The organism is Thioclava litoralis (genome assembly GCF_045278885.1).
Classification (GTDB): Bacteria; Pseudomonadota; Alphaproteobacteria; order Rhodobacterales; family Rhodobacteraceae; genus Thioclava; species Thioclava litoralis.
The window spans coordinates 13,731-39,481 of sequence record NZ_CP135446.1 but is presented as its reverse complement, the minus strand read 5'-3'; the positions used below and the strand labels follow the sequence as shown (position 1 = coordinate 39,481).

Genomic DNA, 25,751 nt, shown 5'->3' with positions numbered 1-25,751 from the left:
GGGTGGAACACGGGGCGCGCGGCTACCAGATCTGCCGCGCGGCCTGTTGCAGGATCTGGGCAGGTGACAGGCCGAATTCGCGTTTGAGCGCGCTGCCGAAGCTGGTGCGGGACTGATAGCCCGCCGCACTCGCCGCCTGCATCACCGGCATGCCGCGGGACAGGGCGTGAAAGCCGATCAGAAGCCGCTCGCGGCGCAGCACCGCCCCCAGGCCGCGCCCCGTATCCTGCTGCACCTGCCGTTCCAGCGTGCGCAGGCCGATGCCGCAGGCTTTCGCAAGGGCGGGGGCGGTGCGGGTCCGCGCGGGGGCCTTGCGCATTTCGCGGCGCAGGCGGTCCAGCAGCGGGTGGGCGGGCACCAGTGGGTCGGGCACCAGCAGGTCGGGCACCAGTGGGTCGGGCGGGGGGATCGGGCGGGATGTTCCGGTCGGGCCGGTGAGGGGGGGTGCCTCGCCCGCCGCGCTTTGCGCCGAGGCCGCCAGCACCCTGTCAAGCAGCGTCAGGCCAAGGCTCATGCGCTGCATCGGGCTGGGCGCGCTGCGGATGGCCTGCGCCAGATTGCAGCTTTGCGGCGCGGGCACGAAGGGCTGCACCCACAGGTCGGCGTGCTTTGGTCCGGCAGGGGGCGGGCTGTGTTCTGCGGGCTCAGGGCTGGCGCTGGGGGGGGCGGGGGCAAGCCCGTCCACCCATTCCGTGCTGACCGCGATCGAGATCTTGGTCAGCGGGGCGCCGTGGTTTTCCTCGAACTGGTGTTCAAGCGGGCGGTTGATGCGCAGCAAAAGCCCCGCAGGCCCTTGTGCGGCATCCAGCACGCAGCGCTGCGTGGCCAGACGGAAGCGCTGGTAGCCCGAAAGCAGGATAAAGACCATCACCTTCGGCTCCAGCATCGACACGTCCGTCTCCAGCACCGCCGCGCGGGGCTCGTCCAGCACGCCCACCCGAAAATTGCCAGGATAGCGGTGAATACTCATGATGCGTCCGGTTGCCCTTTTGAATCGTCCCGTTGGGTGTCTTCCGTCGGCCGCGCCTGACCGATTGTCGGAAAAACGCAGGGCTTTGTCGGAAAACCGCCCGTGCCGCGCATGGTGCGGGGTCCGGCTTCGCTATAATAACCAAGTGAAAACATCAAGTATTCATCCGCGCCGGAGCCGCCATGTCCCGACCCTGTGTCCCGCCCCCTGTCCGTTCCGCCCTCTGGGGCCGTCTGGCGCTTGTCGCGCCGCTGTTTTGCGCGGCACCCGCGCTGGCCGAGGAGGCGGTCGTCGCCCTTGAGGAAGTGGTCGTGCGGGGCGAGGATCTGGCCCATGAGACCCGTGGCTATATTGCCGCAGGCAGCCTGAGCGCCAGCAAAACCGCCACCGCCCTGTCGCTGACGCCGCAGGTGGTGTCGGTGGTCACGGCGCAACAGATCGCCGATCAGGGCGCGCAATCGGTGGCCCAGTCCCTGCGCTATGCGCCGGGCATCCTGACCGAATATCGCGGCACCTCCAACCTGACCGACGAGACCTTCGTGCGCGGCTATTCCTATGTGCCGCGCTTTCTGGACGGGCTGGCCTTCGGGGGCAGCAGTTTCGGGCAGATCGACCCTTGGCTTCTGGAGCGGGTCGAATTGCTCAAGGGGCCGTCCTCGGCGCTTTACGGGCAGAGCAATCCGGGCGGGCTGATCGCCATGACCTCGAAACGCGCCGACGGGGCGCATCACGGGGTGGTGGAGGCCCGCACCGGCAGCGGTGCGCATGCGGGGCTGGCCTTCGACCGTGGCGGGGCGCTGTCGCAGACGCTGTCATGGCGCGTGGTCGGCACGGGGCACCGGACGCAGACGCAGGAAGAGGATGGCGAGACACAGCGCTATGCGGTCGCGCCGTCGCTGCGCTGGCACCCGCGCGAGGGTCTGACGCTGGATCTGGCGGGGCTGGTGCAGAACGAACCCGATGCGGGGCTGCGCAATTTCCGCGAGGCGGCGGGGTCGCTCTTTCCCACGGCGACCGGCGCGCTGATCCCTTGGGCGTTCAACGTGTCGGACCCGGCATGGGACAGCTCGACCCGCACCACAAAGGCGCTTTCGGCCAGCCTGACGCAGGCCCTGGGGCCGCAGACCACGCTGCGCGCCAATGCGCGGCTGTCGCGCATCCGGACGGGGTTCCGCAGCCTTGTCTGGGGCAGTCTGGCCGAGGATGGCAGGACGATCTCGCGCACGGCCTCGGGGGGCACCGAGGATCTGGATCAGGCGCTGGTCGATCTGTCGGTCGCGCATCTGGCGTATCCGGGCGGGGCCGAACACCGGCTTCTGGCGGGGCTGGACTATCGGCGCAGTACCCGTAACTACCAGTGGGGCTTCGATTATGACGCCCCCCCGATCGACTGGACGGCCCCTGTTTACGGCTATGACAGCTTCGATCTGAACAGCCGTGTCTCCGACACCACCACCCGCGCCACGCAGGCCGGTCTGTATGTGCAGGACCAGATCGCGTTCGGTCGCTGGCAGGTGACGGGCGGGCTGCGCTTTGACGATTTCTCCTCCAAGATCACCGATCACGAGGCCGCCAGCCGCAGCCGCTTTTCCGATCAGGCGCTGACCGGCCGTGCGGCGGTGCTGTATGCGTTCGACAATGGCCTGAGCCCCTATCTCAGCTATGCCACCAGCTTCGAGCCGGTGACAGAGGCCTCGGGCAGCGGCACGCCCTTCGACCCGACACAGGCCCGCCAATACGAGCTGGGCGTGAAATGGGCCACGCCGGACGGGCGCTATGTCGCGCAGGCGGCCTATTACGACCTGCGCCAGACCGGCGTGATCACCTATGACAGCGCCACCTACACGCCGCGCCAGATCGGGTGGATCGACAGCCGCGGGCTGGAAATCGAGGCGCAGGCCGAGATTGACGCGCATTGGAGCCTGCTGGGCTCGGCCTCGTGGATCGAGGCGGAGGTGGCGGATTCGGCCCGCAGCAGCGAAATCGGCAAGACGCCGGCACGGATGCCGGAACGGACCGCGGGCCTGTGGGGCAAATACCGCGCGCAGGCCGGATATGATATCGCGCTGGGGATGCGCTATATCGGGCGCTCGCAGGGCGATAGCGGCAATACATTCGAGGTGCCTGCGGTCACGCTTTATGATCTGGCGCTGGGATACGAGTTCGGGCCGGTGCTGTCGGCGCAGGATGCGATGCGGCTGCAACTGAATGTGCAGAACCTTGCCGACAAGGCCTATGTGGCCTCCTGTGCCAGCGCCTATGCCTGTTTCGTGGGCAACGAGCGCACATGGACGGCCAGCCTGCGCTACACGTTCTAAGGGGGGGGGCGCAGGATGCAAAGAGGGATGATAGCGGCGCTTCGGGGCATGGTGATGGCGATGGCGATATGGGGCGGGGCGGGGCCGCGCGCGATGGCACAGGACCACGGCACGCGGGGCACGCCCCTGCCGCAGGGCGAGACGGTGACGGCCACGCTGGAGGCCGTGCCTGCGCACTATGTGCTGGCGGCCCCTGCGGGCAGCTATGTCGAGGGGATCTTCGCGCCGGAGACCGCCGCGCAGGAGCTGGTCTTGAGGCTCCGGCAGGGGGGGCAGCCTGTGCGCCAGCTTGTGGCGGCGGTCTCGGGGCAGCAGCGCTTCCGGTTCCTGCAGCCCGAGGCGGGGGCTCTTCAGGTCAGCGGGGCGCAGGGCGGGGCCTATTCGCTGACGCTCACCCGGATCGTGCCGCCCGCGCAACAGCACCCGCCCGCGCCGGAATGGCCGAGCCCGATCATGGGGCAGATCGCCAGCCAAAGCGGCGCGCTGGAGCGGCTGTGGCCGCAGATCGTGGCGCGGGGCACGCCCTTGGTCGAAGAGACAGGGGCGGGGCTGGTGGTGACCTTCCTCTATCGCGGGGCGCAGCGCAATGTGCGGCTACTGGGCGGGCCCAGCAATGATCACGACTGGCTGGAGCGGCTTGGCGGGACCGATCTGTTCTACAAAAGCTACCGCGTGGCGCGCGATACGCGGCTGAGCTATCAGCTGGCGGTGGATGTGCCCGATATTCCCGGTCCCGCGCAGGCCCGCCGCGCGGCGCTTCTGGCGGTCGCGCAGGCTGATCCGCTCAATCCGCACCGGCTGGCACCGGCCGCCGATGCCTATATGGCGTACTCGGTGTTTGACGGGCCGGAGGCCCCCGCGCAGGCGGGCTTTCCGGCGCAGGCTCTGGCGCTTGAGTGGCAGGTCTTCGGCTCCGGACATCTGGGCAACCGCCGCGCGATCGCGCTCTATACCACGCCGGATTTCACGCCGCAGGACCCGCGCGCGGTGCTGGCCGTGGTGCTTGACGGGACAGAGGCCGCCAAGGGGATGCATCTGCCCGATGCGCTGCGCCAGCTTGCCGCCGCGCACCGCCTGCCGCCGATGGCGGTGGTCTTCGTGGACCCGATCGACGCCGCCCGTCGCGCGGCGGAGATGCCGCAGGATCCGGCCTTCGCCGCGATGCTGGCTGACGAGCTGGTGCCCCGTATCGCCGCGCAGATCGGGCTGCGGCCCGATCCGGCGCGCACGGTGCTGGTGGGCGAGAGCTTCGGTGGCCTCGCGGCGCTGCGGGTGGCGCTGGAGCGCCCCGACCGCTTCGGGGCGGTGATCGCGCTGTCGGGGTCGTATTGGTGGGCGCCCGAGCCGCGCGGACGGGCGGCGTCGTCATGGATCACCCAGCGCCTCCTACAGGCCCCGCAGATGCCACGGGTCTTTCTGGGCGCGGGGCTGTCTGAAACCGCGCGCGGCGGCGATGCGCTGGCCGGAGATATCTGGGAAAGCAACCGTCAGGTGGCCAGCGTGCTGGCGGCGCGCGGGGGCGAGGTGCTGTGGTCGCCGTGGTCGGGCGGGCATGACCGCTATGTCTGGCGCGGCAAGATCACCGAAGGGCTGATCGCGCTGTTCGGCCTGACAGGCTAGGGCGGCTTATGGCCTAGGGGCTGTGGCGATAAGCGGGCGCTGTGGAAAGTGATTTTGTCGGGTTTGAATGCCCGACAAAACGTATCAACTATTTGTTTTTGTTGACTTTTATTTTTGTTTTCCCTAGGGTCTGCCCATGACGGGCGCAGCGCAAACTCTGCCCCATGAGCACAAAGGGAACACATCATGAGCAAGTCCTGCGCCGATTGCGCCTTCTTCGAAGATCACAAAACCAATGCGGCGGCCGCCACCAGCGAGGATGCGGGCCTGTGCCGTTTCAACCCGCCGGTCTCGCAGCCCGCAGCCTCGGCGCATGGTCTGTGGCCGGTGGTGAAAACCGATGACTGGTGCGGCCATTTCGAAGCCGAATAAGGCACGGCCGACCAAGGGCGGGGGGGCCGGTCCTTGGCCCCCGGTTTTTGGCCCCCCCGGATTTTGGTCTGCAATCGTTTGTCGGCCGCCCGCTGCGGGGGCCATCCATGACAAAGAGGGCAGCCTGTTCGGGCTGCCCTCTTCTTTGGAGACAATGAAATCGGCTTTTCGCTTTTCTGACTGTTTTTGTCAAGATAAGTCCCGCCGAAATGTTCCGCCTCCGGAAGGGGCTGGGGAAGGGGCTGGGGAAGGCCCCGGAACGGGCGGTCAGGCAGGCATGGGCCAGAGATGGATGGGGCCGATCTCTTCGGGGCGGGCGCAGCCCATCAGCCCCATCGTGACGGCAAATTCATCCTTCAGGCGGCGCAGCGCCCTGGCCACGCCCATCGCGCCCTCCAGCGCCAGCGCATAGAAGAAAGGCCGCCCCACCAGCACCGCATCCGCCCCCAGCGCGCGCGCGCGAAAGACATCCTCGCCCGTGCGGATGCCGCCATCCACCAGCACAGGGGCCTGCCCCAGCGCCGCGCGGATCGCGGGCAGCGCGGTGGCGGTGGCGGGCAGCCCCTCCAGCACGCGCCCGCCATGATTGGACACGATCACCCCCGCACAGCCGCAGGCCATCGCCTGCCGCGCGGCCTCGGGGGTCAGCACCCCCTTGGCCAGAACCGGCACCGTCGAGCGCGCGCAAAGCTGTGCCAGCCCCTCCCAGCCGGAGGACTGCGCGAGAATGGCGGCAACTGTCGGGGCGGGCGGGGGCTGTGGGACGGGCGGGGGCAGCGCGTCCAGCATTACCGGTCGCAGATCCTCGGGCAGGCGGAAGCCCGCCGCGATTTCGCGGTTGCGGATCCCGTTGAGCGGCGCATCCATCGTGACCACCAGCGCCGTGGCACCGGCGTTGAGCGCGCGCAGGGCCAGCTGCTGCGTGGCCTCGGGATCGGGCTGGAGATAGATCTGGAACCAGAACGGCGCGGGGGCGATCTCCTCGGCGGGTTGCGTGCTCTGGCATGACAGCACAAACCCCGCCCCCTGCGCCGCCGCCGCGCGCGCCATACCGGCTTCGCCATCGGGATGGGCAAGGCGCTGATAGGCCATCGGGGCGATGAGCACCGGCATCTCAAGCGGCGTGCCCAGCAGCGACAGCCCGCAGTGCAGCGCCGGAATCTGCCGCCCGATCTGTGGCCGCAGAAGAGACGCGCCCCATGCCGCGCGGTTGCGGGCAATGGCCGCCCCGTCTCCGGCCCCGCCCGAGATATAGGCATAGGCGGGCGCGGACAGGACCGGTCGGGCCAGATCTTCCAGTTCATGCAGCGCGGACATGGCGACCCCTTGGATGGCTGGGAATGGGACGCGGCCGTTATAGGGGCCTGCGGGCAGGGCGGAAAGCCCCTGCCCGCATGGCTGCGCCCCCCCCCCTTCGGGGAGGGCACCTGTGGGTCAGTTGGTGTTTGCCTGACGCGCGACAACCGGCTGTTTGGTGCGGCGCAGCGCGGCCATGAAGGTGTCATCAAGGTTGAGATGGGCGCGCACCAGCGCCTCGGGGGTCAGGGCAAGCCATTGATTGAGCGAGATATCGGCGTAATGGTCGCTTTTGAACATTTCAAGGAAGCGCAGCGGCGTATCGCCGGTATTCTCGATATAATGCCCCATCGCGAAGGGGATATAGCCGACATCGCCTGCATGGATGTCGAAGGTGCGCGCATTGCCATTGGCCCCGAACACGCCCATCCGGCCGGTGCCTTCCAGATAATACTGCCATTCGTCATTATTGGGATGCCAGTGCAATTCGCGCAGCGCCCCCGGTTCCAGCTCGACCAGAGCGGCGGCGATGCTTTTGGAGACCTTGAAATTGCTGGAATCGGCAATGCGCACCGTGCCACCGGGCGAGGTGATCGGCTCTTGCGCCAGCAGTTTGTGGCTGAACGGGTTGGGCACGGTGCTGGCGCCTTTCGGGCGCACGCTGTCCAGCGCGTCGGGCACGGTCGAGGCAAAGATATATTCGTCGGAAGGGGCGGGCAGCGTGTTGAAGGTGCTGGCTGCAACGGCGAAGTTCTTGGCCAGAATATCCTTGGGAATATGCTGCATCCAGTCGCTCAGCAGGAAGGTGCTGTTTTCGTCGAAATCGCCATCATCGAAGGCCAGCAGGAATTCGCAGCCATCCGGCCCCAGCCCCTGGATCGAATGCGGAATGCCGGGCGGGAAATACCACAGATCGCCTTCGCTGACATCATCGATGAAATAGCGCCCCTCGGCATCGATTGCGGTGATGCGGGCCTTGCCGAAGGTCATATAGGCCCATTCGGCTTCCTTGTGCCAGTGCAGTTCGCGGATGCCGCCTGCCTGAAGCCGCATATCGACACCGGCGATGGTGGTGGCCACCGGCAGTTCGCGCTGGGTCACCTGATTGGTCCAGCCGCCGCTGCCATAGCGCACATGGGCATCGCCAAAGGGGAAGCGCAGATTGGGCAGGGTGCCGTTATCGGTTTTCGGCGGGTTCATCAGCTGCGGGTTGTCGTTGTTGATGACCGGATTGCGCGGGCCGGGATCGTCGCGTCCGGCATTGGGCACCGTATCGGCCAGAGCGCCCGAGGCGACAGCAACGGTTGTAAACATGCCGGTGGCCACAAAGGCCCTGCGGGTAACATCGTTCATCCTATTCCTCCATCTGGAAATCTGCCGGATGCCCCGCTGCGGGCGAAGGCAGGCCGACGGGCAAGTGGTGACCCAGACCGATTTTATAAGCAAGCTTATGAGTGGGGCATTTGTTGTGCAAAGAGTGAAAGTGAAGTCGCGTGAGCTGCGCGCGATCAGTTCAACCCCTGCGGGTAACGCGGGCGTGACGCGGGTGTGACGGGGCCGCTGTCCCCGCGCCTTACGCGATGATGCAAGATGCGCAGACCTTCAGGGTCAGGCAAGGGCGCGCTGCCCGATATCAGACAAGAGCTGGTGCCGGATGATCCATGCCTTTGACCCGCCGCCCGTGCGGCCCCGTGCCAGCCCGGTGCCAGCCCCGCTTTCGTGCGAGATCTGCCGATAATCGGCGCTTTAAACTACGAATGGCTGCTGGATCTGGTGGCCGGTGACGATCGGCGCGGCGCTATGATTTCCGGCGTGCGGGCGGGGCGTGAGACCCCTGCCGGTGGGGCGACTGCGCCGGCGGGGGGCTTGCCCCTGCCGGACAGCCCGCAGCCCCGCCCGGAACGGAGCGGGCAGGGCCTGCGGATCAGTGGCCGAACGTGTCGGCATCCGTCAGGCTGCCATCCTCGCGGCCCAGCCCGTTCAGCACGGCAAATTCCGACTCGGTCAGGGTGAAGCCGAAAATGTCGAGATTTTCCGCCTGACGACGGGCATCTGCCGATTTCGGCGTGGTGACAAAGCCGCTCTGGATATGCCAGCGCAGCACGACCTGCCCCGTGCTCACGCCATGCGCGCGGGCGATCGCCACGATGGCGGGGTCATCCAGCAGCGCGCCCGCACGGCCCAGCGGGCTCCAGCTTTCGGTGGCGATGCCTTTGGCCTCGTGCAGTTTCACCAGATCCTCGCGGCGGTGATAGGGGTCCTGCTCGATCTGGTTGAGCACCGGCACCATGCCTGCGTCAAACAGCTTCTGCAGATGGGCGGGTTTGAAATTCGACACGCCCGCCGCGCGGATCTTGCCCGCCTCGACCATCTCCAGAAGCCCCTCGAAGGCCTCCACATAGCGGTCCTGATCGGGGTTGGGCCAATGGATCAGCATCAGGTCGATATAGTCGAGCCCCAGCGTTTTCAGCGCGCGGTCGGTGGCCTCGCGCACGCCCTCGCGGCTGTGCCATTTGCGGTTGAATTTGGTGGTGACGAACAGCTCTTCGCGCGCCACACCCGAGGCCCTGAGCCCTTCGCCCACGCCCGCCTCATTGCCGTAATTCTCGGCGGTATCGACCAGCCGGTAGCCCGTTTCGATGGCCTGGGCGACGGCACGCGCGCTTTCACGGTCATCCATCGGCCAGGTGCCCAGCCCGAGACGCGGCATCTCGACGCCATTGGACAGCCGCAGGGTCGGGGCGGGGGGGATCACTGTCTTGCTCATGGAAAACTCCTTTCAAGGATCGTTACCGATCCGCAATGGAGGGGAATCTAGGAGAGTTTCCCCGATGATCCAAGGCCGCAGCGGGGGGGCTCGCGCAATTGCGAGGCGGTGACGTTCCGGCAGGCCGAGGCCGGATGTGCGGTTTTGCAGGGGCCGCAAGGCACTGGAAATAAGCGATATTCTTGGGGTCTTCTGGCGCGGTTCGGGCGGGGTTGTGACCACAAGCACATTACTCTGCGCGCGGGCGCGGCCCTCGCGGCCCTCGCGGTCTTTGGGGGGGGCGATAGGGCGTTTGGCAACGGCTCTGCGGCCTTCGGCCACAGGCAGGCCCTTGCGCGATTTGCGGGGTTTTACGGCATTCTGCCTGCAAAAGCGGCATTTGCGGCGGTTCTGCGGCTCTGTCGTCCCCCCACGCGATCGTGAACACAGGTAGTAACCGGATGCTACCTCCTGCCTGCGGGGCCGTCCCAGACTGGGGCTCCGGCGGCGCGCCTCCCTGAGGGCCTGCCCGCCGGACAGGTCAGGAGGAGGACCAGACATGCCCAAAACCACATCACGTTCGATACTCGTCACCGGTGCCGCCCGCGGGATCGGCCGCGCCATCGCGCTGCGTCTGGCGGAAGACGGCCATGATGTCGTGATCAACGATATTCCCGCCAATATGGCGGCGGCCGAGGCCGTGGCCGCAGAGATCCGCAGCCTTGGCCGCAGATCCGGCACCGCGATTGCCGATGTTTCGGACCCCGAAGAGGTGCGCGCGATGGTGGCCGAGACGGTGGCCGCGCTCGGGCGGCTGGACGGGCTGGTCGCCAATGCCGGTATCGCGCATATCCAGGGGTTGCTGGACCTTGATATCGCGGATTGGGACAAGGTGATGAATGTCAATCTGCGCGGCGTTTTCCTGTGCTATCAGGCGGCGGCACGGCAGATGGTCGCGCAGGGCGGCGGCGGCAAGATCATCGGCGCGGCCTCGATTGTGGCCTATCGGCCCTTCGCGCTTCTGGGGCCGTATTCGGCCTCCAAATGGGGGGTGCGCGGGCTGACGCAGGCCGCTGCGATGGAATGGGCCAAATATGGCATCACCGTGAACGCCTATTGTCCGGGGATTGTCGGCACCAATATGTGGGATCTGATCGACGAGAAACTGGGCGCCGAGGAGGGGCTGGCCAAGGGCGAGGCGCTGCGCAAATATGCCGGTTCGATCATGCTGGGCCGCGTGTCCGAGCCGGAAGATGTGGCCAAATACGTCTCGTATCTGGCCTCGGATGATTCCGATTACATGACCGGCCAATCGGTGATGATCGACGGCGGCATCCAGTTTTCGTGACGCCCCGATCGGGATGCGATGCGGCGCTGTGGCCCGAACCGGCCGCAGCCTCCGTCAAGGGTGGCAACGCCTTGGAAACAAACAGACAAGCGAGGGAATATGGCGAAATTCGTCCATAGTATGATCCGCGTGACGGACGAGGCGCGCGCGGTGGCGTTTTACAGCACGGCTTTCGGGCTGGCGGTGGCGGACCGACTGGAATTTGACGAGTTCACGCTGGTCTATCTGTCCAATGCGGACAGCGACTTCGAGCTGGAGCTGACCATCAACAAGGGGCGCCGCGCGCCTTATGATCTGGGCGATGGCTATGGTCATGCGGCTTTCGTGGTGGAGGATCTCGAGGCCGAACATGCCCGTCTGACAGCCGAGGGGTTCGCGCCCCGCCAGATCGTCGATTTCAAGAACGGGACCGAGCGGGTTGCGCGCTTCTTCTTTGTCGCGGACCCTGACGGCTACCAGATCGAGGTGATCGGGAAAGGAGGCCGCTTCAGATAGGAGAGGACGACCGGCGTAGGAGGCGCCGGATTTCGGGAGGAGGAACCCCATGAAAACGAAGAATAAAAACGTGTTGCTGGGCAGCACGTCAACGGCGCTTGTCGCGGCGGTGTTCGGCAGTGCCGCAGCGGCCAATGTCGGGCAGGGGCTGGGCCGGCATGAGTCAAGCCGCATCATCTTGTTGCGCATGTTGCGGGTGATGTTCCCGCACCCGTCCTTCAGCGATGCCCCTTACGAGCGCTGCGCCAAGGCGCTGATTGCCGATGCGCGCCAGACGCCCGGACAGAAGATCGCCTTTGCGGCGGCGCTCGACAATCTGGCCGATGAGGGCTTTGCCGATCTGGGCGATGACGCGGCGCTGGCCTATCTGCGCAAGATCGAGAAAACCGGCTTTTTCCAGCTTGTCCGCGCCAAGGCGGTGGTCACGCTTTATGACGACGCGGAGGTCTGGCAGGCGCTTGGCTATGAGGGCGCGAGTTTCGATCAGGGCGGTTACATCGACCGCGGGTTCAACGATCTCGACTGGCTGCCCGAGCCACGGATCGAGGAATATGACGGGCAAGAGGGAGGCCAGCCATGACACAGCCGAAGCTGAAAGAGATCGCACTGGATGAAGAGGCCGTGGTCATCATCGGCTCGGGCGCGGGCGGCGGCACGCTGGCCTATGAGCTGACCCGTCAGGGGATCGCATGCGTGGTCCTTGAGGCGGGGCCCCATCTCAGGCCCGAGGACTGGATCAATAACGAATGGGAAGCCTTCAACCAGATGGCGTGGCTGGACCCGCGCACCACATCGGGCTCGTGGCGGGTAGCGCGCGATTTCCCCAATCTGCCGGCATGGATCGTGAAGGCCGTGGGCGGCACCACCACCCATTGGTCGGGCGCGACCCCGCGCTTCAAGGCGCATGAGTTCAGGGCCGCCTCGACCTATGGCGCGGTCGAGGGGGCTTCGCTGCTGGACTGGCCGATCACGCTTGAGGAGATGGAGCCCTATTACGACCGCGCCGAGAAGGCGATGGGCAGCACCCACCGGCACGGGCGTCCCGCGCTTCCGGCCAATAACAATTACAAGGTCTTCGCCAACGGGGCCGAGCGCGTGGGCTACAGGATGTATGCCACCGGCCCCTATGCCACCAATGCCGAACCCTATGACGGGCGTCCGGCCTCGGTGCAGGACGGGTTCAACTTTCAGGGCGACAAGAACGGCTCCAAATGGTCCACCCTTGTGCGCGAGATCCCCCGCGCGCTGGAGACCGGCCTTCTGGATCTGCGCCCCGACAGCACCGCCATCCGCATCACCCACGGCAAGGACGGGCGGGCGGATGCGGTGATCTATATCGATGGCGCGGGCCATCTGCAGCGGCAGGCGGCGCGGGTGGTCTGTGTTGCGGGCAATTCCATCGAATCCGCGCGGCTGCTTCTGCTGTCGGACAGTCCGCGCTTTCCGACGGGGCTGGCCAATGGATCGGATCAGGTGGGGCGCAACTATATGCGCCACCTCACCGGCTCGGTCTATGCGCGCTTCGACAAGCCCGTGCGGATGTATCGCGGCGAGACGATGGCGGGGATCATTGCCGACGAAAGCCGCTTTGACCCCGCGCGCGGCTTTGTCGGCGGCTATTATATGGAGACCATCGCGCTGGGGCCGTCTTTCCTTGCGGCCTTTGTCGAGCCGGGGGCCTGGGGGCCGGAATTTGCCAAGATCATGGAGGCTTATGCCAATACGGCGGGCATGTGGATCGTGGGCGAGGACATGCCGCAGGCCAGCAACCGCGTGACGCTTTCGGGCACGGTGCGCGACCAGTGGGATCTGCCGGTGGCCAATGTGCATTTCGACGACCATCCCAATGATGTCGCCATGCGCGACTATGCCTATGCCCATGCCGAAAAGCTCTATGAGGCGGTGGGCAGCACCGGCACGCATCGCACGCCGCCTTACCCTTCGACGCATAACCTTGGCACCCTGCGCATGAGCGCACGGCCCGAGGAGGGCGTGGTGGACCGCAATGGCCGCGCGCATGAGGTCGCCAATCTCTTTGTCTCGGACGGGTCGCAGATGACCACGGGGGCGGCGGCGAACCCGACGCTGACCATTGTCGCGCTGGCCATGCGTCAGGCGGATTATCTGGCGGGCGCGCTGAAACGCGGCAACCTGTAACGCGGGTCGGGCCATCCGGCCCGCCGCTTTTTGCCAAGGGAGGACAGGAAGATGTGCAAGCTTTTCGTCGGAGCCAGATCCGATCTGTGGGAAAGCCAGACGCGGTCGATCCGCATGGAGGGCATGGTGACCTCGGTCCGGCTGGAAAAGGCGTTCTGGATGGTGCTGGAGGAAATCGCCGAACGTGACAGCATGAATGTGCCGCAGCTCCTGCATCAGCTTTATAATGAAAGCCTTGATGAGGGTCATGATATCGGCAATTTCACCTCGTTTTTGCGGGTCTGCTGCCTGCGCTATATCGACCTGCGATTACACGGGCTGGTCCAGCAGACGATCGAAGGCTCGACCCTGCCGGTCGAGGAGGTGCTTGACCGCGAGGGCGAGATCCATGCCCGCCGTATGGCCCGCAGTCTTGATCGCAGTCTGGATCGGGGGCTGGCCCGCCGTGGCGGGGCCGACCGCGCGCATTGAGACAGGCCGAAAGGGGCCCTCGCGGGGCTGCCTTGCGGCGCAGGGATCGGGCGGGGCCCCGAGGCGGGACCGGCTTGCGGCAGGATGCAGGTGGCAGGGAGGAAGACGGCAGGGGAGGGCGGCAAAGGCCCGCACGCGCCTGTGACCGGCCTGCGAGCCGCGATGCCCCGCGCGAGATTCCGTTTCGATTGCTTTGCCTGACGCGGAACATATGGCGCGGTTTATGATCCATATCGGGTGATTTTCCTTATATACGCGGCATAACTTGCGTTAATTCGGGAAAATCTTTTTATAGGCGGCATTCACCCTTCTGCGAGTTGGAGCCCGATATGATCCTGCCGAAAGTCTTTGGCGCGCGTTCCCTGCGCGCTGTTCCGCGTGGCCTTGCGGCCCTGACGCTTGTGCTTTGCGGCTTTGTCAGCCCCGCCGCGGCGCAAGACCGCGAAATTCTCAATGTCTCTTATGATATCGCGCGCGAACTCTATGCCGCGCTCGATCCCGTGTTCATCAAGCAATGGCAGGACACGCATGGCGAAAGCCTCGAGGTCAAGCAAAGCCATGCCGGTTCCTCCAAACAGGCCCGCGCCATCTTGCAGGGCCTGAAGGCCGATCTGGTGACCTTCAATCAGGTGACCGATGTGCAGGTGCTGGCCGATCGGGGCTTTGTCGACAAGGACTGGCAGCAGGCCCTGCCCAATAACGCCTCGCCCTATTACTCGCTGCCCGCCTTTCTGGTGCGCGGGGGCAATCCCAAGGGCATCAAGGACTGGGATGATCTGGTGCGCGACGATGTGAAGATCGTCTTCCCCAATCCCAAAACCTCCGGAAACGGGCGCTATACCTATCTGGCCGCCTATGCCTATGCGCTGGACAAATTCAACGGTGATGATGCGGCGGCGCAGGATTTCGTGCGCAAGATGCTGAAAAACGTCGTGGTTTTCGATACCGGCGGGCGCGGGGCCACCACCAGCTTTGTCGAGCGCGGTCTGGGCGATGTGCTGATCACCTTCGAGGCGGAGGTCGAGAATATCCGTGCCGCCGAAGCTCCCGGTGCCTATGAGCGCGTGGTGCCGAAAGTGTCGCTGCTGGCAGAATTCCCCGTGGCGCTGGTGCGCAAGGTGGCCGAGGAAAAAGGCACCACCGATGTGTCGGAGGCCTATCTGAACTTCCTCTATTCGCCCGAGGCCCAGCGGATCATCGCCTCGTTCAACAACCGCGTCCACGACCCTGAGGTGGTTCGGGAAACGGCGGATAAATTCCCCGAGGTGCGGCTGATCAAGGTCGAGGATGTCTTCGGTAGCTGGGACGAGGCCCAGAAGACCCAGTTCGGGGATGGCGGCACGCTTGACAGGCTGATGCGCCGCTGATCCTGCCCGATAGGCCCCGCCCGTGCATCTTGCAGGGGCGGGGCTTTGCCCTTGGGCGCTGTGCCCCCCTACGCTGTGCCCCCTCAATACGCTTTGTCCCTCTGAAAGGTCTGCGATGCTGCGCGCCCGTTCTGCCCCCCGAAGCCGGTCTGCCCCCCATATCCTGCCCGGATTCTCGCTTTCGCTGGGGGTCTCGGTGCTGTTTCTGTGCCTGATCGTGCTGCTGCCGGTCAGCGGGCTGTTGTGGAATCTCGGCAAGCTCGGTCCTGCCGATTATCTGCAGGTCATGGGCTCGGAGCGTGTGCTGACCGCGCTGCGGGTGACCTTTACGGCCGCCGCCGCCGCGACGGCGGTCAATGCGGTCTTCGGGCTGCTTCTGGCATGGGTGCTGACGCGCTACCGCTTCCGGGGCAGGGGGGTGATGGATGCGCTGGTCGATCTGCCCTTCGCACTGCCCACGGCGGTGGCGGGCATCGCGCTGGTGGCGCTTTATGACAAATCCGGCTGGGTTGGCGGGGTGCTCGACAGGATGGGCCTGCAGGTGGCCTATACGTGGTGGGGCATCGTGATTGCGATGATCTTCACCTCGATCCCCTTTGCCGTGCGCGCCATCCAGCCCGCCATCGAAGAGCTGGACCCCGCCGAGGACGCCGCCGCCCTGACGCTGGGCGCAAGCCCGTGGCAGCGGTTCCGGCTGGTGGCGCTGCGCCCGCTTCTGCCCGCGATCCTGACCGGCACGGGGCTGTCTTTCGTGCGTTCGCTGGGGGAGTTCGGCGCGGTGATCTTTATCGCCGGAAACCTGCCCTACAAGACCGAGATCGCCTCGCTGCTGATCCTGATCCGGCTTGACGAGTTCGATTATCCGGCAGCGGCGGCGATTGCGGGCACGCTGCTGGCGGTGTCGCTGGTGCTGCTGGCGGTGATCAATATCGCCCAGACCCGTCTGCAATCCTATCTGCGCGTGGAGGGCTGATCCGTGGCACGTCGTTTTCTGATCGCCGTGGCGATGCTGTTTCTGGCCGCGATGGTGGGCCTGCCGGTGGCCGCCATCTTCTACCGCGCCTTTGCCGAGGGCTGGGGCCGGTATGTGGCCGCGATCCTCGACCCCGAGACGCTGGCCGCGATCCGGCTGACGGTGGTGGCCGCGCTGATCGTGCTGCCGCTCAATATCGTCTTCGGGCTGGCCAGCGCATGGGCCATCGCGCGCTACCGTTTTCCGGGGCGGCGCATCCTGCTGGTGCTGATCGAGATGCCCTTTGCCGTCTCGCCGATCGTGGCGGGGCTGTGCTTTCTGTTGATCTATGGCGCCTATGGTCCGGTGGGCGCGCTGCTGGAGCCCTTGGGGGTGCAGCTGATGTTCAACCTCACCGGCATCGTGCTGGTGTCGCTTTTCGTGACCTCGCCTTTCGTGATGCGCGAGATCCTTCCGGTGCTGATGGTGACGGGCGAGGACGAGGAAAAGGCCGCGCTGACGCTGGGCGCGAATGGCTGGCAGATCTTCCGCTTCGTCGTGCTGCCCAATATCTCGTGGGGGCTGGCCTATGGCACCGTGCTGACAATGGCGCGGGCGATGGGGGAATTCGGCGCGGTCAGCGTCGTCTCGGGGGCGATCCGTGGCGAGACGATGACCCTGCCGCTGCAGATCGAGCTTCTCTATAACGACTATAACGCGACCGGCGCGTTTGCGGCGGCGACGGTGCTGACGGGGCTGGCGCTGGTGACGCTGGCGCTGCGCGGCCTGCTGGAACGTTTCGGCCCGAGGAGGGCACATTCATGAGCTTCGACATTCACGATATCCGCAAATCCTTCGGCGGGACAGAGGTGCTCAGGGGCGTCTCCCTGAGCCTGCAGAAGGGCGAGTTTATCGCCCTGCTGGGCCCGTCCGGCTCGGGCAAGACCAGCCTTCTCAATATCGTGGCGGGGCTTGCGCATGCCGATGCGGGGCGGCTGGTGATGGACGGGCGCGATATCACGCGGCTGCCTGCGGGCCAGCGCCATTTCGGCATGGTGTTCCAGAGCTATGCGCTGTTCCGCCATATGACGGTGGCGGAGAATATCGGCTTCGGGCTGCGGGTCATGAAGAACGGGCCGTCGCGCTCCGAGATCGCCATGCGGGTGCGCGAGTTGCTGGAGATGATCGAACTGCCCGATCTGGGCGCGCGCTATCCGGCCCAGCTGTCGGGCGGTCAGCGCCAGCGGGTGGCGATGGCGCGGGCGCTGGCCCCGCGTCCGCAGCTTCTGCTGATGGACGAGCCGTTTAGCGCGCTGGATGCCGAGGTGCGGGTGGCGCTGCGCGATCAGGTGCGCGCCTTGCAGCGCCGCGCCGGTGTGGGGGCGATCATGGTCACCCATGACCGCGCCGAGGCCGATGCGCTGGCGGACCGGATCGCGATCATGGATCAGGGGCTGATCACCCGGATCGAGACGCCCGCACCTGTTGTGGCACCCGCCGTCACGCCCGTGGTCGCACCCGTCGTGGCACCCTGAACCGCCTCTCCTCTGTCCTGCAAAGGGCCGCTCGGGCGGGCAATCATGCGCCCCCGCGAAGCCGCAGCGCGGGGCGCATAGGCCGCGCGCGGATCAGGGCTGCGCGCTGCGCCTGCCCCTTTGACAGGCTCGGCGCGCGCATTGTCGCATAACGGGCCATCTCCAGCCGGTAAGCCTTGTGCCCTTCGGGACGGACAGCCCCGCGACCACCCGCAGCAGGCTGGTTTTTCCGGCACCGCTCGGGCCGCACAGGCGCAGGGTCGTGCCCGCGCAAACCCGCAGGTTCAGGCTCTGGAAGCGCGGCGCGCCCTGTCCCTCGCCCGGCAGGGTGATCTTGGTGCGGTGACCTACCTCTGCGGGCAGGCTGGGTGGGGGCTGGGGCTGCGGGCGCGCTCAGGGCAGAGGGCGCGGGTTTGCGGGTCGGGTTGCGGGTCGGGCTGCGGGGCAGGCGGTCTCCAGAAGCTGCCCGCGCCACGCCCGGAAGGCGGCGGTGGCATAGCCCTTGCGGCTGGCCAGACAGGTCTCGACCGGCCCCAGCGCAAGGCTGTTCACCGGCCCCAGATGGCCCAGCAGACCGGCCACCGATTGCGGCATCACCGACAGGCAGCTTCCGGCGACCGTGCAGGCATACATCAGGTGATACGAGCCCACCTCCTGCACCTGCGCCCTGCGCCCTGCCTGGTGCAGCCAGTCCTCGCCATAGCGACGATAGCTACAGCCCTGCGCGAAGGCGGCCAGACGGTCAAGCCGCAGATCCTGCGCGTTTTGCACCGGCGGGTGATCGGGCGGCAGCAGCAGCCGCAGATCCTCGCGGTAGAGCGGGCAGAGATCGAGATCCTGCATTGGCCCCCAGCCTTCGGGCGGGGCCGCCACCAGCGCGCAATCCACGCGGTTCGCGCGCAGCGCCGCCAGCAGGGGCGCGCTTGGCGCGGCCGAGATTTCCAGCGCCACGTCCGGCCACGCGCTGGCAAATGCCGCCAGCGGCGCGGCCAGACGGCTGGCCAGCGCGGCCTCCATCGCCCCCAGCCGCAGCCGCCCGCTCGGGCTGTCGGGATGCAGCTGCTGGCGGGCCTCCTGCGCAAGCCCGAGGATCTGCTCGGCATAGGTCAGAAAGAGGCGCCCCTGTTCGGTCAGGCCCATCCGCTTGCCGTCGCGGTCGAAAAGCGCCACCCCCAGATCGCTTTCAAGCTGCTGGATGCGGGTGCTGATATTGGAGGGCGCGCGCCCCAGACGGGTGGCGGCGCGCGTCACGCTCTGTTCGGCAGCCGTGGTGCGGAAAATGTCGAGCGCGGCCAGATCCATTGCGGTCTCCCCCTTGTCAATGCGTGGGTAGTATTCTCTAATACGAAATGAAAGTAAAATATGATTCCTGATATATGAACAAAAAACGCGCCCCTTCCGGCCCTCCGGCCCTCCGGTGTTTCGGAACGGGCGCGCGGGAGGGAGGCGCGAATGGAACGGACCGAGGCTCTGGCGCGGCTGGGGATTTCCCATCCTGTGCTGCAGGCGCCGATGGCGGGGGTGTCCACGCCCGCGCTGGCGGCGGCGGTGTCGAATGCGGGCGGGCTTGGCGCGCTCGGGCTGGGGGCTTGCGATGTGCAGGAGGCGCGGGCGATGATCCATGCGCTGCGGGCGCGCACGCAGGCGCCGTTCAACGTGAATTTCTTCGCCCATCGCCCGCCTGTGCCCGATCCGGCGCGCGAGGCCGCATGGTGTGACGCGCTGCGCCCCTATTTCGCGCAATTCGGGGCGGCCCCGCCGGTCCGCCTGCGCAGGCTGTATCGCAGCTTTGCCGAGGATCCGCAGATGCTGGCGATGGTGCTGGAGGAAAAGCCTGCGGTGGTCAGCCTGCATTTCGGCCTGCCGCCCGCCCCCGTGATCGCGGCGCTGAAGGCGGCGGGGATCGTGCTGCTGGCCAGTGCGACCAGTCTTGCCGAGGCCCGACAGATCGCGGCGGCGGGCATCGATATGATTGTGGCGCAGGGGATCGAGGCGGGCGGGCATCGCGGGGTGTTCGCCCCCGAGCGCGCGGATGAGGGGCTTGGCACATTGGCGCTGACCCGCCTGTGCGTGCGCCATTGCGATGTGCCGGTGATTGCGGCAGGCGGCATTATGGACGGGGCGGGGATCGGGGCGGCGCTGCGCCTTGGGGCGGTGGCCGCACAGCTTGGTACGGCCTTTATCGGCTGTCCGGAATCGGCGGCGGACCCCGCCTATCGGGCGGCGCTTGAGGCCGTCAGAGAAGGGGGGGCCGCCTGCGAGCCTCCCGCCTTCGAGCCCCCCGCCTGCGAGACCGGAACCGCCCATACCGTGCTGACCGACCTGATTTCGGGGCGACCGGCACGGGTGCTGGCCAACCGCTTTTCGGATCTGGCGCGGCCCCTGGCGGGGCAGCGGCCTGCGGCCTATCCGCTGGCCTATGATGCGGGCAAGGCCCTGCATGCTGCGGCCAGCGCCCGCGGGGTCTCGGGGTTCGGGGCCTATTGGGCGGGGCAGGGCGCGCCCCTTGCCCGTGCGCTGCCCGCCGCCACCCTTGTGGCCAGACTGTTGCAGGAATTGCGCGCGGCCCCCGCCTGAGGGCGGCTTACCAGCCGACCGTCAGTTTCTGGCGCGGGCGCGGGGCCAGTTCGACCAGATCCAGCATCGCCACGGCGAAATCCGCATAGGAAATCGCCGACCGCCCGTCGCTTCGGGTCACAAGCCGGTCGCGGCCCAAGGCATAGCGGCCCGTCCGCGCCGCCTCCAGCAGCAGGGCCGCCGGACGCAGGCAGATCCAGTCGGCCTGCGGATATGTGTCCAGCAGCCTGTCCTGCGCCGCGCAGGCCGTGGCGATCGGGCGCACCGCCTCGGGCAGGAAATCCGGGGCGCTCAGCACGGTATGCCCGCTGTCATCGGCCAGCAGAAGCGACGCCGCCCCGCCGGTGATATAGGCGCGCCGGTCCGCCGCCTGCGCGGCCTGCAGAACGGTGCGTGTCATCGGCACCAGCGCCGCTTCCGAGCCTTCGGCGGGGCGCAGGGCGGAGAGGGTCGCATCATGCGCGGCCACCAGCGCGGCCAGAGGCTCTGGCGCGGCCAGCACATCAAGGGCTGCGGCTGCGACCTGCGGCGGCAAAGGGGCCAGCGCCGCCGGATTGCGGGCGCAGGCGGTCACCTGATGCCCGCGCGCAAGCGCCTCGTTCAGATAGCATTGCCCGACCATTCCGCTGGCACCAAGCACGAGTAGTTTCATAGGGATCTCCTTTGGGGAAGGTTGGCGGGACGGGGGCGCCTGCCCGTCCGGCGATTCATCTTGACGTCGAGATAAATCGTCGGAAGCTTGACGTCAAGATAAATTGCACCCCGCGTTTACGGCGTGCCGTGGGCGTGCCCACAGGTCACAGGTCGGGGCAGGCGTTCCGTTGGCGCATCGGCTACGGGGGCAGGCCGCCACCCCTCTTGAGGGCCGCGATGGTCCGATCCCGCCTGTTTCCCCCGGTCTCCGGGCGGCTGGTCGGGCGTCCATGCCCAGCTATGTCTCTCTGTCGGGCGGGAGGGTGGCCTATGAGCCGCGGCAGGACATCCGCAACGGGGGGCGGTGGTGCGCCACCCGCATGAGGCCGGCTCGGATCTGGGGGAGAGGTCCAAAGAGATGGCAGGCGGAGAACAGGCGCTGAAAGCGGGCGGTCCGGCCAACAGGATGAACCCGTTCGCGGCACACTAGGCGCAGGGCCGCCCGCGTCTTGCCCTGCGGTGCCGAAAGGTCTGGTGGTGCGAAGGTGTGGCGGTGCGAAGGTCTGCGGGCGCGGGTCTAGCGGGCGAGCGGGCGGAAGCTGACCTGCGTCAGCAACCACGACCGGAACGCCTCGACCGCCGCGCCGCGCCCTTCCGGTGTGACGATGTAATAGGCCTGTTCGGTCGAATGCGGCAGATCCAGCACCACCTGCAACGCGCCTGTCGCCAGCTCGGCCTCTACCAGATAGCGCGGCAAAAGCGCATAGCCCAGACCGGCTTTGGCGGCCTCGATGGTCAGCGAGAACTGGTCGAACCAATGCCCCTCCCTGACCGTGGGCGGGGTCAGGCCGGCGGTGGCGAACCAGTCCGCCCAGAGCGTCGGGCGGTCGTTCAGATGCAGCTTGGGGGCTGTGACCAGATCGGCCACGCAAACGGGGCGGTTCTGGCGCAGCGCGCCCCCCGCCACCGGCAGCACGATCTCGCTGCACAGATAGGTGCAGACCGCCCCGGGCCAGAGCGGCTGGCCGTAATGGATCGCCAGATCGCATTGGGTGGCGGCGAAATCGAAAATATCGCGCCGCGTGGTGACATCGACGGTGGTGTCGGGATGGGCGGCAAGATAGGTGCCAAGCCGTGGCAGCAACCAGCGCTCGGCAAAGGTGGGCAGGGCGTTGATGGCCAGCATGCGGCGGCCCGGGGGGATCGACTGCGCATGGCGCATCGTGCTTTCGGCCATTTTCAGCAGCCGCTCGACCGCGTGCAGGAAACGCTGGCCCTCGGGGGTGGCGGCCACCTTGCCGGGCATGCGCTCGAACAGGTCGAAGCCGATCTGCGTCTCCAGCTCGCGGATCTGGCGGCTGACCGCGCTTTGGGTCAGCGACAGTTCCTCGGCGGCGCGGGTGAAATTGCCATGCCGTGCCGCACTTTCGAAGGTTTGCAGCATCTTCATATCGGGCAGGTTGCGACGCGCGAGCATAGGGGCCGGTCTTCCTTGTGGTTGCGCGGTCCGGCCTAGCAGATTCTGCCGCCGCTGTCCTGTGGTATTGGCCGGTTGTTTGGGGCCGGTTGTTTGGGGGAGGGGGCGCGGAGGGCTATACGGGCCTGCGGCTTTGCCATGCGGTTCCGGAATGGGGGTAGTCCGAACCCTTGTTGGGCGTGCGCGAGAAAGGCGGCTAGGGTGGGGCCCAACGCGGCAAAACCACCGCAGCAAAACCACCACGGCAAGACCCGAACCGAAAGCGGAGCAAGGCGATGACCCGGACCCATACCCCCCCCGACGAGATCCGCGCGCGGTTCGCCCGCGCCATGTCGGCGATGTATCGCGCCGAGGTGCCCGCCTATGGCACGCTGGTCACGCTGGTCGAGACGGTGAATGCGCAGGCGCTGGCGGGGGATGCCGCCCTTGCCGCCCGCCTTGCCACCACCGGCGAGCTGGCGCGCATCACCGAGGAGCGTCATGGCGCGATCCGTCTGGGCACCGCCGCCGAGCTGGCCACGATGCGCCGCCTGTTTGCGGTGATGGGCATGGTGCCGGTGGGCTATTACGACCTGTCGGTGGCGGGGGTGCCGGTCCATTCCACGGCCTTCCGCCCTGTCGATCCGGCGGCGCTGGCGCATAATCCGTTCCGCGTGTTCACCTCGCTGCTGCGGCTGGAGCTGATCGCGGATGTGGCGCTGCGCGAGGCGGCGGCCGATATTCTGGCGCAGCGCCGGATTTTCACGCCCGACTGTCTGGCCCTGATCGCGCGGGCCGAGGCCGAGGGCGGGCTGACCGCGGCCGAGGCGCGGCAGTTTGTCACCGAGGCGCTGGAGACCTTCCGCTGGCACGAAGAGGCCAATGTCACCGCCGGTCTCTATCACCGCCTGCATGAGGCGCACCGGCTGGTGGCCGATGTGGTGGCGTTCAGGGGGCCGCATATCAACCACCTGACGCCGCGCACGCTGGATATCGATGCGGTGCAGGCGCGGATGCCGGACGAAGGCATCACCCCCAAGGCGGTGATCGAGGGCCCGCCTGCGCGCCGCGTGCCGATCCTGCTGCGCCAGACCTCGTTCAAGGCGCTGGAGGAGCCGGTGGCGTTTCTGGCGCCGGAGGGCGTGGCGCCGGAAGGGACGACGCCGGAAGGGCAGGCGCCGGAGGGCATGAGCCGGGGCCGCCATACCGCCCGTTTCGGCGAGATCGAGCAGCGGGGTCTGGCGCTGACCAGCAAGGGGCAGGCGCTGTATGACCGGCTGCTAGCCGAGACCCGCGCCCGCGTCACCCCCAAGGCCGATGGCTCGAATGCGGCGCAGTATCTTGCCACGCTCAGTGAGGTTTTCGCCGCTTTCCCCGACGATCTGGACAGTCTGCGCCTGCAGGGGCTGGGCTATTTCCGCTATACGCCCACCGGCCTTGCGGCCCAGACCGATCTCACGCGACCGGCTGCCGAGCTGGTGGCGGCGGGGGTGCTGCGCGCCGATCCGATCACCTACGAGGATTTCCTGCCGGTCTCGGCGGCGGGGATCTTCCAGTCCAATCTGGGCGATAGCGCGGCGCAGACTTTCGAGGCCAATCCCAACCGCGCCCGTTTCGAGGCCGATCTGGGCGCGCCGGTCATCGACCTGCACCAGCTTTATGCCGAGGCCGAGGCCGCCTCTCTGGCGCGCGCACGGGCCGCATTGGCGCAAAGCCCCCATCCGCCCGCCGCCCGCCCGCCTGCGCGGGACGCAGGGCCGGACTGACCCCGCTGGCAGGATGCGGGCCACCCGCGGCCCTGCCTCTCCCTACAACATGGCCCCCACAACATGGCCCCGAAAATACCGCCCCACAGGGCGCTGCGCGGGCCGCTCCCGATCATGAAAGGACCGATCATGCTGAGCAAACCCCTCTCTACCGTCACCCGTGACACGATGGCCGCCTGTGGCGTGACCAGCGGCCTCGAGGCCGGAGACATGACCGTGCTGTCGCCGGTGACGGGCACGGCCGTGGCCTCGCTGAAACCCCATAGCGTGGCCGAGGCGCAGGCGATGGTGGGCAAGGCACAGGCGGCCTTCCGCCAATGGCGTCTGGTGCCCGGTCCGCGCCGTGGCGAGCTGGTGCGGCTCTATGGCGAGGAGCTGCGCAAGGCCAAGGAGGATCTGGGCCGGATGGTCTCGATCGAGGCGGGGAAATCGCCCTCGGAGGGGTTGGGCGAAGTGCAGGAGATGATCGATATCTGCGATTTCGCCGTCGGCCTGTCGCGCCAGCTTTACGGGCTGACCATCGCCACCGAGCGCGCCGGTCACCGGATGATGGAAACATGGCATCCGCTGGGGGTGGTGGGGGTGATCACCGCCTTCAACTTCCCCTGTGCGCCGTGGTGCTGGAACACCGCGCTTGCGCTGGTCTGCGGCGATCCGGTCATCTGGAAGCCCTCGGAAAAGACGCCGCTGACGGCGCTGGCCTGTCAGGCGGTGTTCGAGCGGGCTCTGGCGCGGTTTGGCGCGCAGGCCCCCGAGGGGCTGTCCCAGGTGCTGATTGGCGGGCCGGAGCTGGGGGAGGTGCTGGTGGAGCACGAGAAGGTCGCCCTGATCTCGGCCACCGGATCGACCCGCATGGGCCGGACCGTCGGCCCGAAAGTGGCGGCGCGCTTTGGCAAGTGCATCCTTGAACTTGGCGGCAATAATGCGGGCATCGTCTGCCCTTCGGCGGATCTGGATATGGCCCTGCGCGCCATCGCCTTCGGCGCGATGGGCACGGCGGGCCAGCGCTGCACCACCCTGCGCCGGCTGTTCGTGCATGAAAGCATTTATGACCAGCTCGTGCCCGCGCTGAAAAAGGCCTATGCCTCGGTCAGCGTCGGCAACCCGCTGGAAAGCACCGCCCTTGTCGGGCCGCTGATCGACCAGCGCGCCTATGACAGCATGCTTGGCGCTTTGGCCGAAGCCCGCGATCTGGGCGGTGTGGTGCATGGCGGCACCCGCGAAAGCGTCGGCCCCGACACCGCCTATTACGTCAAGCCCGCGCTGGTCGAGATGCCCGCGCAGGCAGGCCCCGTCAAACGCGAGACCTTCGCCCCGATCCTCTATGTGATGAAATACAGCGATTTCGACGCGGTGCTGGAGGCGCATAATGATGTGGGGGGCGGGCTGTCCTCGGCGATTTTCACCACCGATCTGCGCGAGATGGAGACCTTCCTGTCGGCGCGTGGCTCGGATTGCGGCATCGCCAATGTCAATATCGGCACATCGGGGGCCGAGATCGGCGGCGCCTTCGGGGGCGAGAAGGAAACCGGCGGCGGGCGCGAATCCGGTTCGGATGCGTGGCGGGCCTATATGCGCCGCGCCACCAATACCATCAACTACTCGAAAGACCTGCCGCTGGCGCAGGGGGTTGTCTTCGATATCGGCTAGGCCTTCGGGCGCTGCGGCCTTC

Annotated in this window: 23 protein-coding genes; 15 read left to right on the top strand and 8 right to left on the bottom strand. The window is 67.1% G+C overall.

Annotation, left to right across the window (positions count from 1 at the left end; genetic code table 11):
- Positions 1 to 22 precede the first annotated feature (22 nt).
- Complete coding sequence (locus tag RPE78_RS18005; protein WP_330628291.1) at positions 23 to 970, bottom strand: AraC family transcriptional regulator; 948 nt, start codon at positions 968 to 970, stop codon at positions 23 to 25.
- A gap of 182 nt (positions 971 to 1,152) precedes the next feature.
- Between RPE78_RS18005 and RPE78_RS18000 the strand changes: the two genes are divergently transcribed.
- The 3 genes from RPE78_RS18000 (at position 1,153) to RPE78_RS17990 (ending at position 5,280) form a co-directional block, all read left to right on the top strand.
- Complete coding sequence (locus RPE78_RS18000; RefSeq protein ID WP_330628290.1) at positions 1,153 to 3,288, top strand: TonB-dependent siderophore receptor; 2,136 nt, start codon at positions 1,153 to 1,155, stop codon at positions 3,286 to 3,288.
- Between the two features lie 27 nt (positions 3,289 to 3,315).
- Positions 3,316 to 4,908 carry an alpha/beta hydrolase-fold protein gene (locus RPE78_RS17995; protein ID WP_330628289.1) on the top strand — a complete coding sequence of 531 codons (1,593 nt, stop codon included), beginning with the start codon at positions 3,316 to 3,318 and terminating at the stop codon, positions 4,906 to 4,908.
- A gap of 186 nt (positions 4,909 to 5,094) precedes the next feature.
- Positions 5,095 to 5,280: a hypothetical protein gene (locus RPE78_RS17990; protein WP_330628288.1), complete on the top strand. Its 186-nt coding sequence runs from the start codon at positions 5,095 to 5,097 to the stop codon at positions 5,278 to 5,280.
- A 267-nt stretch (positions 5,281 to 5,547) separates the two neighbouring features.
- Here RPE78_RS17990 and RPE78_RS17985 read toward each other — a convergent pair whose 3' ends face one another.
- The 3 genes from RPE78_RS17985 to RPE78_RS17975 form a co-directional block, all read right to left on the bottom strand.
- Entirely contained in the window at positions 5,548 to 6,597 is a 1,050-nt protein-coding gene (locus tag RPE78_RS17985) for an alpha-hydroxy acid oxidase (protein ID WP_330628287.1), read from the bottom strand.
- Between the two features lie 117 nt (positions 6,598 to 6,714).
- Positions 6,715 to 7,929, bottom strand: coding sequence for an oxalate decarboxylase family bicupin (locus tag RPE78_RS17980; protein ID WP_330628286.1), 1,215 nt, complete (start codon positions 7,927 to 7,929; stop codon positions 6,715 to 6,717).
- A gap of 571 nt (positions 7,930 to 8,500) precedes the next feature.
- A complete protein-coding gene (locus RPE78_RS17975; RefSeq protein WP_330628285.1) occupies positions 8,501 to 9,343 on the bottom strand; it encodes an aldo/keto reductase in 843 nt (280 codons plus the stop codon).
- A 538-nt stretch (positions 9,344 to 9,881) separates the two neighbouring features.
- On the opposite strand from RPE78_RS17975, the gene RPE78_RS17970 reads away from it, so the two are divergent.
- The 9 genes from RPE78_RS17970 to RPE78_RS17930 all read left to right on the top strand — a co-directional run bounded on the left by RPE78_RS17970 (position 9,882) and on the right by RPE78_RS17930 (position 17,647).
- Positions 9,882 to 10,670: an SDR family oxidoreductase gene (locus RPE78_RS17970; RefSeq protein ID WP_330628284.1), complete on the top strand. Its 789-nt coding sequence runs from the start codon at positions 9,882 to 9,884 to the stop codon at positions 10,668 to 10,670.
- Positions 10,671 to 10,769: 99 nt separating this feature from the next.
- Positions 10,770 to 11,165 carry a VOC family protein gene (locus RPE78_RS17965; RefSeq protein ID WP_330628283.1) on the top strand — a complete coding sequence of 132 codons (396 nt, stop codon included), beginning with the start codon at positions 10,770 to 10,772 and terminating at the stop codon, positions 11,163 to 11,165.
- Between the two features lie 49 nt (positions 11,166 to 11,214).
- Complete coding sequence (locus tag RPE78_RS17960) at positions 11,215 to 11,745, top strand: hypothetical protein (protein ID WP_330628282.1); 531 nt, start codon at positions 11,215 to 11,217, stop codon at positions 11,743 to 11,745.
- Positions 11,742 to 13,322 (top strand): GMC family oxidoreductase, encoded by a 1,581-nt coding sequence (locus RPE78_RS17955; RefSeq protein ID WP_330628281.1) that lies wholly within the window; start codon positions 11,742 to 11,744, stop codon positions 13,320 to 13,322. The genes RPE78_RS17960 and RPE78_RS17955 overlap by 4 nt, the downstream gene beginning before the upstream one ends.
- Positions 13,323 to 13,373: 51 nt before the next feature.
- Positions 13,374 to 13,793 (top strand): ribbon-helix-helix domain-containing protein, encoded by a 420-nt coding sequence (locus RPE78_RS17950; RefSeq protein WP_330628280.1) that lies wholly within the window; start codon positions 13,374 to 13,376, stop codon positions 13,791 to 13,793.
- A gap of 329 nt (positions 13,794 to 14,122) precedes the next feature.
- On the top strand, positions 14,123 to 15,160 hold the full coding sequence (gene cysP, locus RPE78_RS17945) for a thiosulfate ABC transporter substrate-binding protein CysP (protein ID WP_330628279.1): 1,038 nt from the start codon (positions 14,123 to 14,125) through the stop codon (positions 15,158 to 15,160).
- Positions 15,161 to 15,275: 115 nt separating this feature from the next.
- Complete coding sequence (gene cysT / locus RPE78_RS17940; RefSeq protein ID WP_330628278.1) at positions 15,276 to 16,133, top strand: sulfate ABC transporter permease subunit CysT; 858 nt, start codon at positions 15,276 to 15,278, stop codon at positions 16,131 to 16,133.
- 3 nt (positions 16,134 to 16,136) lie between these two features.
- Complete coding sequence (gene cysW / locus RPE78_RS17935; protein WP_330628277.1) at positions 16,137 to 16,937, top strand: sulfate ABC transporter permease subunit CysW; 801 nt, start codon at positions 16,137 to 16,139, stop codon at positions 16,935 to 16,937.
- Positions 16,934 to 17,647 carry an ATP-binding cassette domain-containing protein gene (locus tag RPE78_RS17930; RefSeq protein WP_330628276.1) on the top strand — a complete coding sequence of 238 codons (714 nt, stop codon included), beginning with the start codon at positions 16,934 to 16,936 and terminating at the stop codon, positions 17,645 to 17,647. The genes cysW and RPE78_RS17930 overlap by 4 nt, the downstream gene beginning before the upstream one ends.
- A gap of 93 nt (positions 17,648 to 17,740) precedes the next feature.
- On the opposite strand, the gene RPE78_RS17925 is transcribed toward RPE78_RS17930, so the two are convergent.
- Positions 17,741 to 17,899 carry a hypothetical protein gene (locus tag RPE78_RS17925; protein ID WP_353963067.1) on the bottom strand — a complete coding sequence of 53 codons (159 nt, stop codon included), beginning with the start codon at positions 17,897 to 17,899 and terminating at the stop codon, positions 17,741 to 17,743.
- A 141-nt stretch (positions 17,900 to 18,040) separates the two neighbouring features.
- Positions 18,041 to 18,949, bottom strand: a complete 909-nt coding sequence (locus tag RPE78_RS17920) for a LysR family transcriptional regulator (RefSeq protein WP_330628275.1) — start codon at positions 18,947 to 18,949, stop codon at positions 18,041 to 18,043.
- A 150-nt stretch (positions 18,950 to 19,099) separates the two neighbouring features.
- Between RPE78_RS17920 and RPE78_RS17915 the strand changes: the two genes are divergently transcribed.
- The gene (locus RPE78_RS17915; RefSeq protein WP_330628274.1) at positions 19,100 to 20,224 is read left to right on the top strand and encodes a nitronate monooxygenase; all 1,125 of its coding nucleotides are present in this window, start codon (positions 19,100 to 19,102) and stop codon (positions 20,222 to 20,224) included.
- A gap of 7 nt (positions 20,225 to 20,231) precedes the next feature.
- Here the strand turns inward: RPE78_RS17915 and RPE78_RS17910 are convergent, their stop codons facing one another.
- Together RPE78_RS17910 and RPE78_RS17905 are read right to left on the bottom strand one after the other, a co-directional pair.
- Positions 20,232 to 20,876: an NAD(P)H-binding protein gene (locus RPE78_RS17910; protein WP_330628273.1), complete on the bottom strand. Its 645-nt coding sequence runs from the start codon at positions 20,874 to 20,876 to the stop codon at positions 20,232 to 20,234.
- Between the two features lie 558 nt (positions 20,877 to 21,434).
- On the bottom strand, positions 21,435 to 22,334 hold the full coding sequence (locus RPE78_RS17905) for a LysR family transcriptional regulator (RefSeq protein WP_330628272.1): 900 nt from the start codon (positions 22,332 to 22,334) through the stop codon (positions 21,435 to 21,437).
- A 275-nt stretch (positions 22,335 to 22,609) separates the two neighbouring features.
- Between RPE78_RS17905 and RPE78_RS17900 the strand changes: the two genes are divergently transcribed.
- Both RPE78_RS17900 and RPE78_RS17895 read left to right on the top strand, forming a co-directional pair.
- On the top strand, positions 22,610 to 24,079 hold the full coding sequence (locus tag RPE78_RS17900) for a VOC family protein (RefSeq protein WP_330628271.1): 1,470 nt from the start codon (positions 22,610 to 22,612) through the stop codon (positions 24,077 to 24,079).
- Between the two features lie 168 nt (positions 24,080 to 24,247).
- A complete protein-coding gene (locus RPE78_RS17895) occupies positions 24,248 to 25,729 on the top strand; it encodes an aldehyde dehydrogenase family protein (protein WP_330628304.1) in 1,482 nt (493 codons plus the stop codon).
- Positions 25,730 to 25,751 lie beyond the last annotated feature (22 nt).

Excerpts from the sequence above, each read along its gene's own strand:
- RPE78_RS18005 (WP_330628291.1), bottom strand. The coding sequence starts at position 970 with ATGAGTATTCACCGCTATCCTGGCAATTTTCGGGTGGGCGTGCTGGAC.
- RPE78_RS18000 (WP_330628290.1), top strand. The coding sequence starts at position 1,153 with ATGTCCCGACCCTGTGTCCCGCCCCCTGTCCGTTCCGCCCTCTGGGGC.
- RPE78_RS17995 (WP_330628289.1), top strand. The coding sequence starts at position 3,316 with ATGATAGCGGCGCTTCGGGGCATGGTGATGGCGATGGCGATATGGGGC.
- RPE78_RS17990 (WP_330628288.1), top strand. The coding sequence starts at position 5,095 with ATGAGCAAGTCCTGCGCCGATTGCGCCTTCTTCGAAGATCACAAAACC.
- RPE78_RS17985 (WP_330628287.1), bottom strand. The coding sequence starts at position 6,597 with ATGTCCGCGCTGCATGAACTGGAAGATCTGGCCCGACCGGTCCTGTCC.
- RPE78_RS17980 (WP_330628286.1), bottom strand. The coding sequence starts at position 7,929 with ATGAACGATGTTACCCGCAGGGCCTTTGTGGCCACCGGCATGTTTACA.
- RPE78_RS17975 (WP_330628285.1), bottom strand. The coding sequence starts at position 9,343 with ATGAGCAAGACAGTGATCCCCCCCGCCCCGACCCTGCGGCTGTCCAAT.
- RPE78_RS17970 (WP_330628284.1), top strand. The coding sequence starts at position 9,882 with ATGCCCAAAACCACATCACGTTCGATACTCGTCACCGGTGCCGCCCGC.
- RPE78_RS17965 (WP_330628283.1), top strand. The coding sequence starts at position 10,770 with ATGGCGAAATTCGTCCATAGTATGATCCGCGTGACGGACGAGGCGCGC.
- RPE78_RS17960 (WP_330628282.1), top strand. The coding sequence starts at position 11,215 with ATGAAAACGAAGAATAAAAACGTGTTGCTGGGCAGCACGTCAACGGCG.
- RPE78_RS17955 (WP_330628281.1), top strand. The coding sequence starts at position 11,742 with ATGACACAGCCGAAGCTGAAAGAGATCGCACTGGATGAAGAGGCCGTG.
- RPE78_RS17950 (WP_330628280.1), top strand. The coding sequence starts at position 13,374 with ATGTGCAAGCTTTTCGTCGGAGCCAGATCCGATCTGTGGGAAAGCCAG.
- cysP (WP_330628279.1), top strand. The coding sequence starts at position 14,123 with ATGATCCTGCCGAAAGTCTTTGGCGCGCGTTCCCTGCGCGCTGTTCCG.
- cysT (WP_330628278.1), top strand. The coding sequence starts at position 15,276 with ATGCTGCGCGCCCGTTCTGCCCCCCGAAGCCGGTCTGCCCCCCATATC.
- RPE78_RS17930 (WP_330628276.1), top strand. The coding sequence starts at position 16,934 with ATGAGCTTCGACATTCACGATATCCGCAAATCCTTCGGCGGGACAGAG.
- RPE78_RS17920 (WP_330628275.1), bottom strand. The coding sequence starts at position 18,949 with ATGGATCTGGCCGCGCTCGACATTTTCCGCACCACGGCTGCCGAACAG.
- RPE78_RS17915 (WP_330628274.1), top strand. The coding sequence starts at position 19,100 with ATGGAACGGACCGAGGCTCTGGCGCGGCTGGGGATTTCCCATCCTGTG.
- RPE78_RS17910 (WP_330628273.1), bottom strand. The coding sequence starts at position 20,876 with ATGAAACTACTCGTGCTTGGTGCCAGCGGAATGGTCGGGCAATGCTAT.
- RPE78_RS17905 (WP_330628272.1), bottom strand. The coding sequence starts at position 22,334 with ATGCTCGCGCGTCGCAACCTGCCCGATATGAAGATGCTGCAAACCTTC.
- RPE78_RS17900 (WP_330628271.1), top strand. The coding sequence starts at position 22,610 with ATGACCCGGACCCATACCCCCCCCGACGAGATCCGCGCGCGGTTCGCC.
- RPE78_RS17895 (WP_330628304.1), top strand. The coding sequence starts at position 24,248 with ATGGCCGCCTGTGGCGTGACCAGCGGCCTCGAGGCCGGAGACATGACC.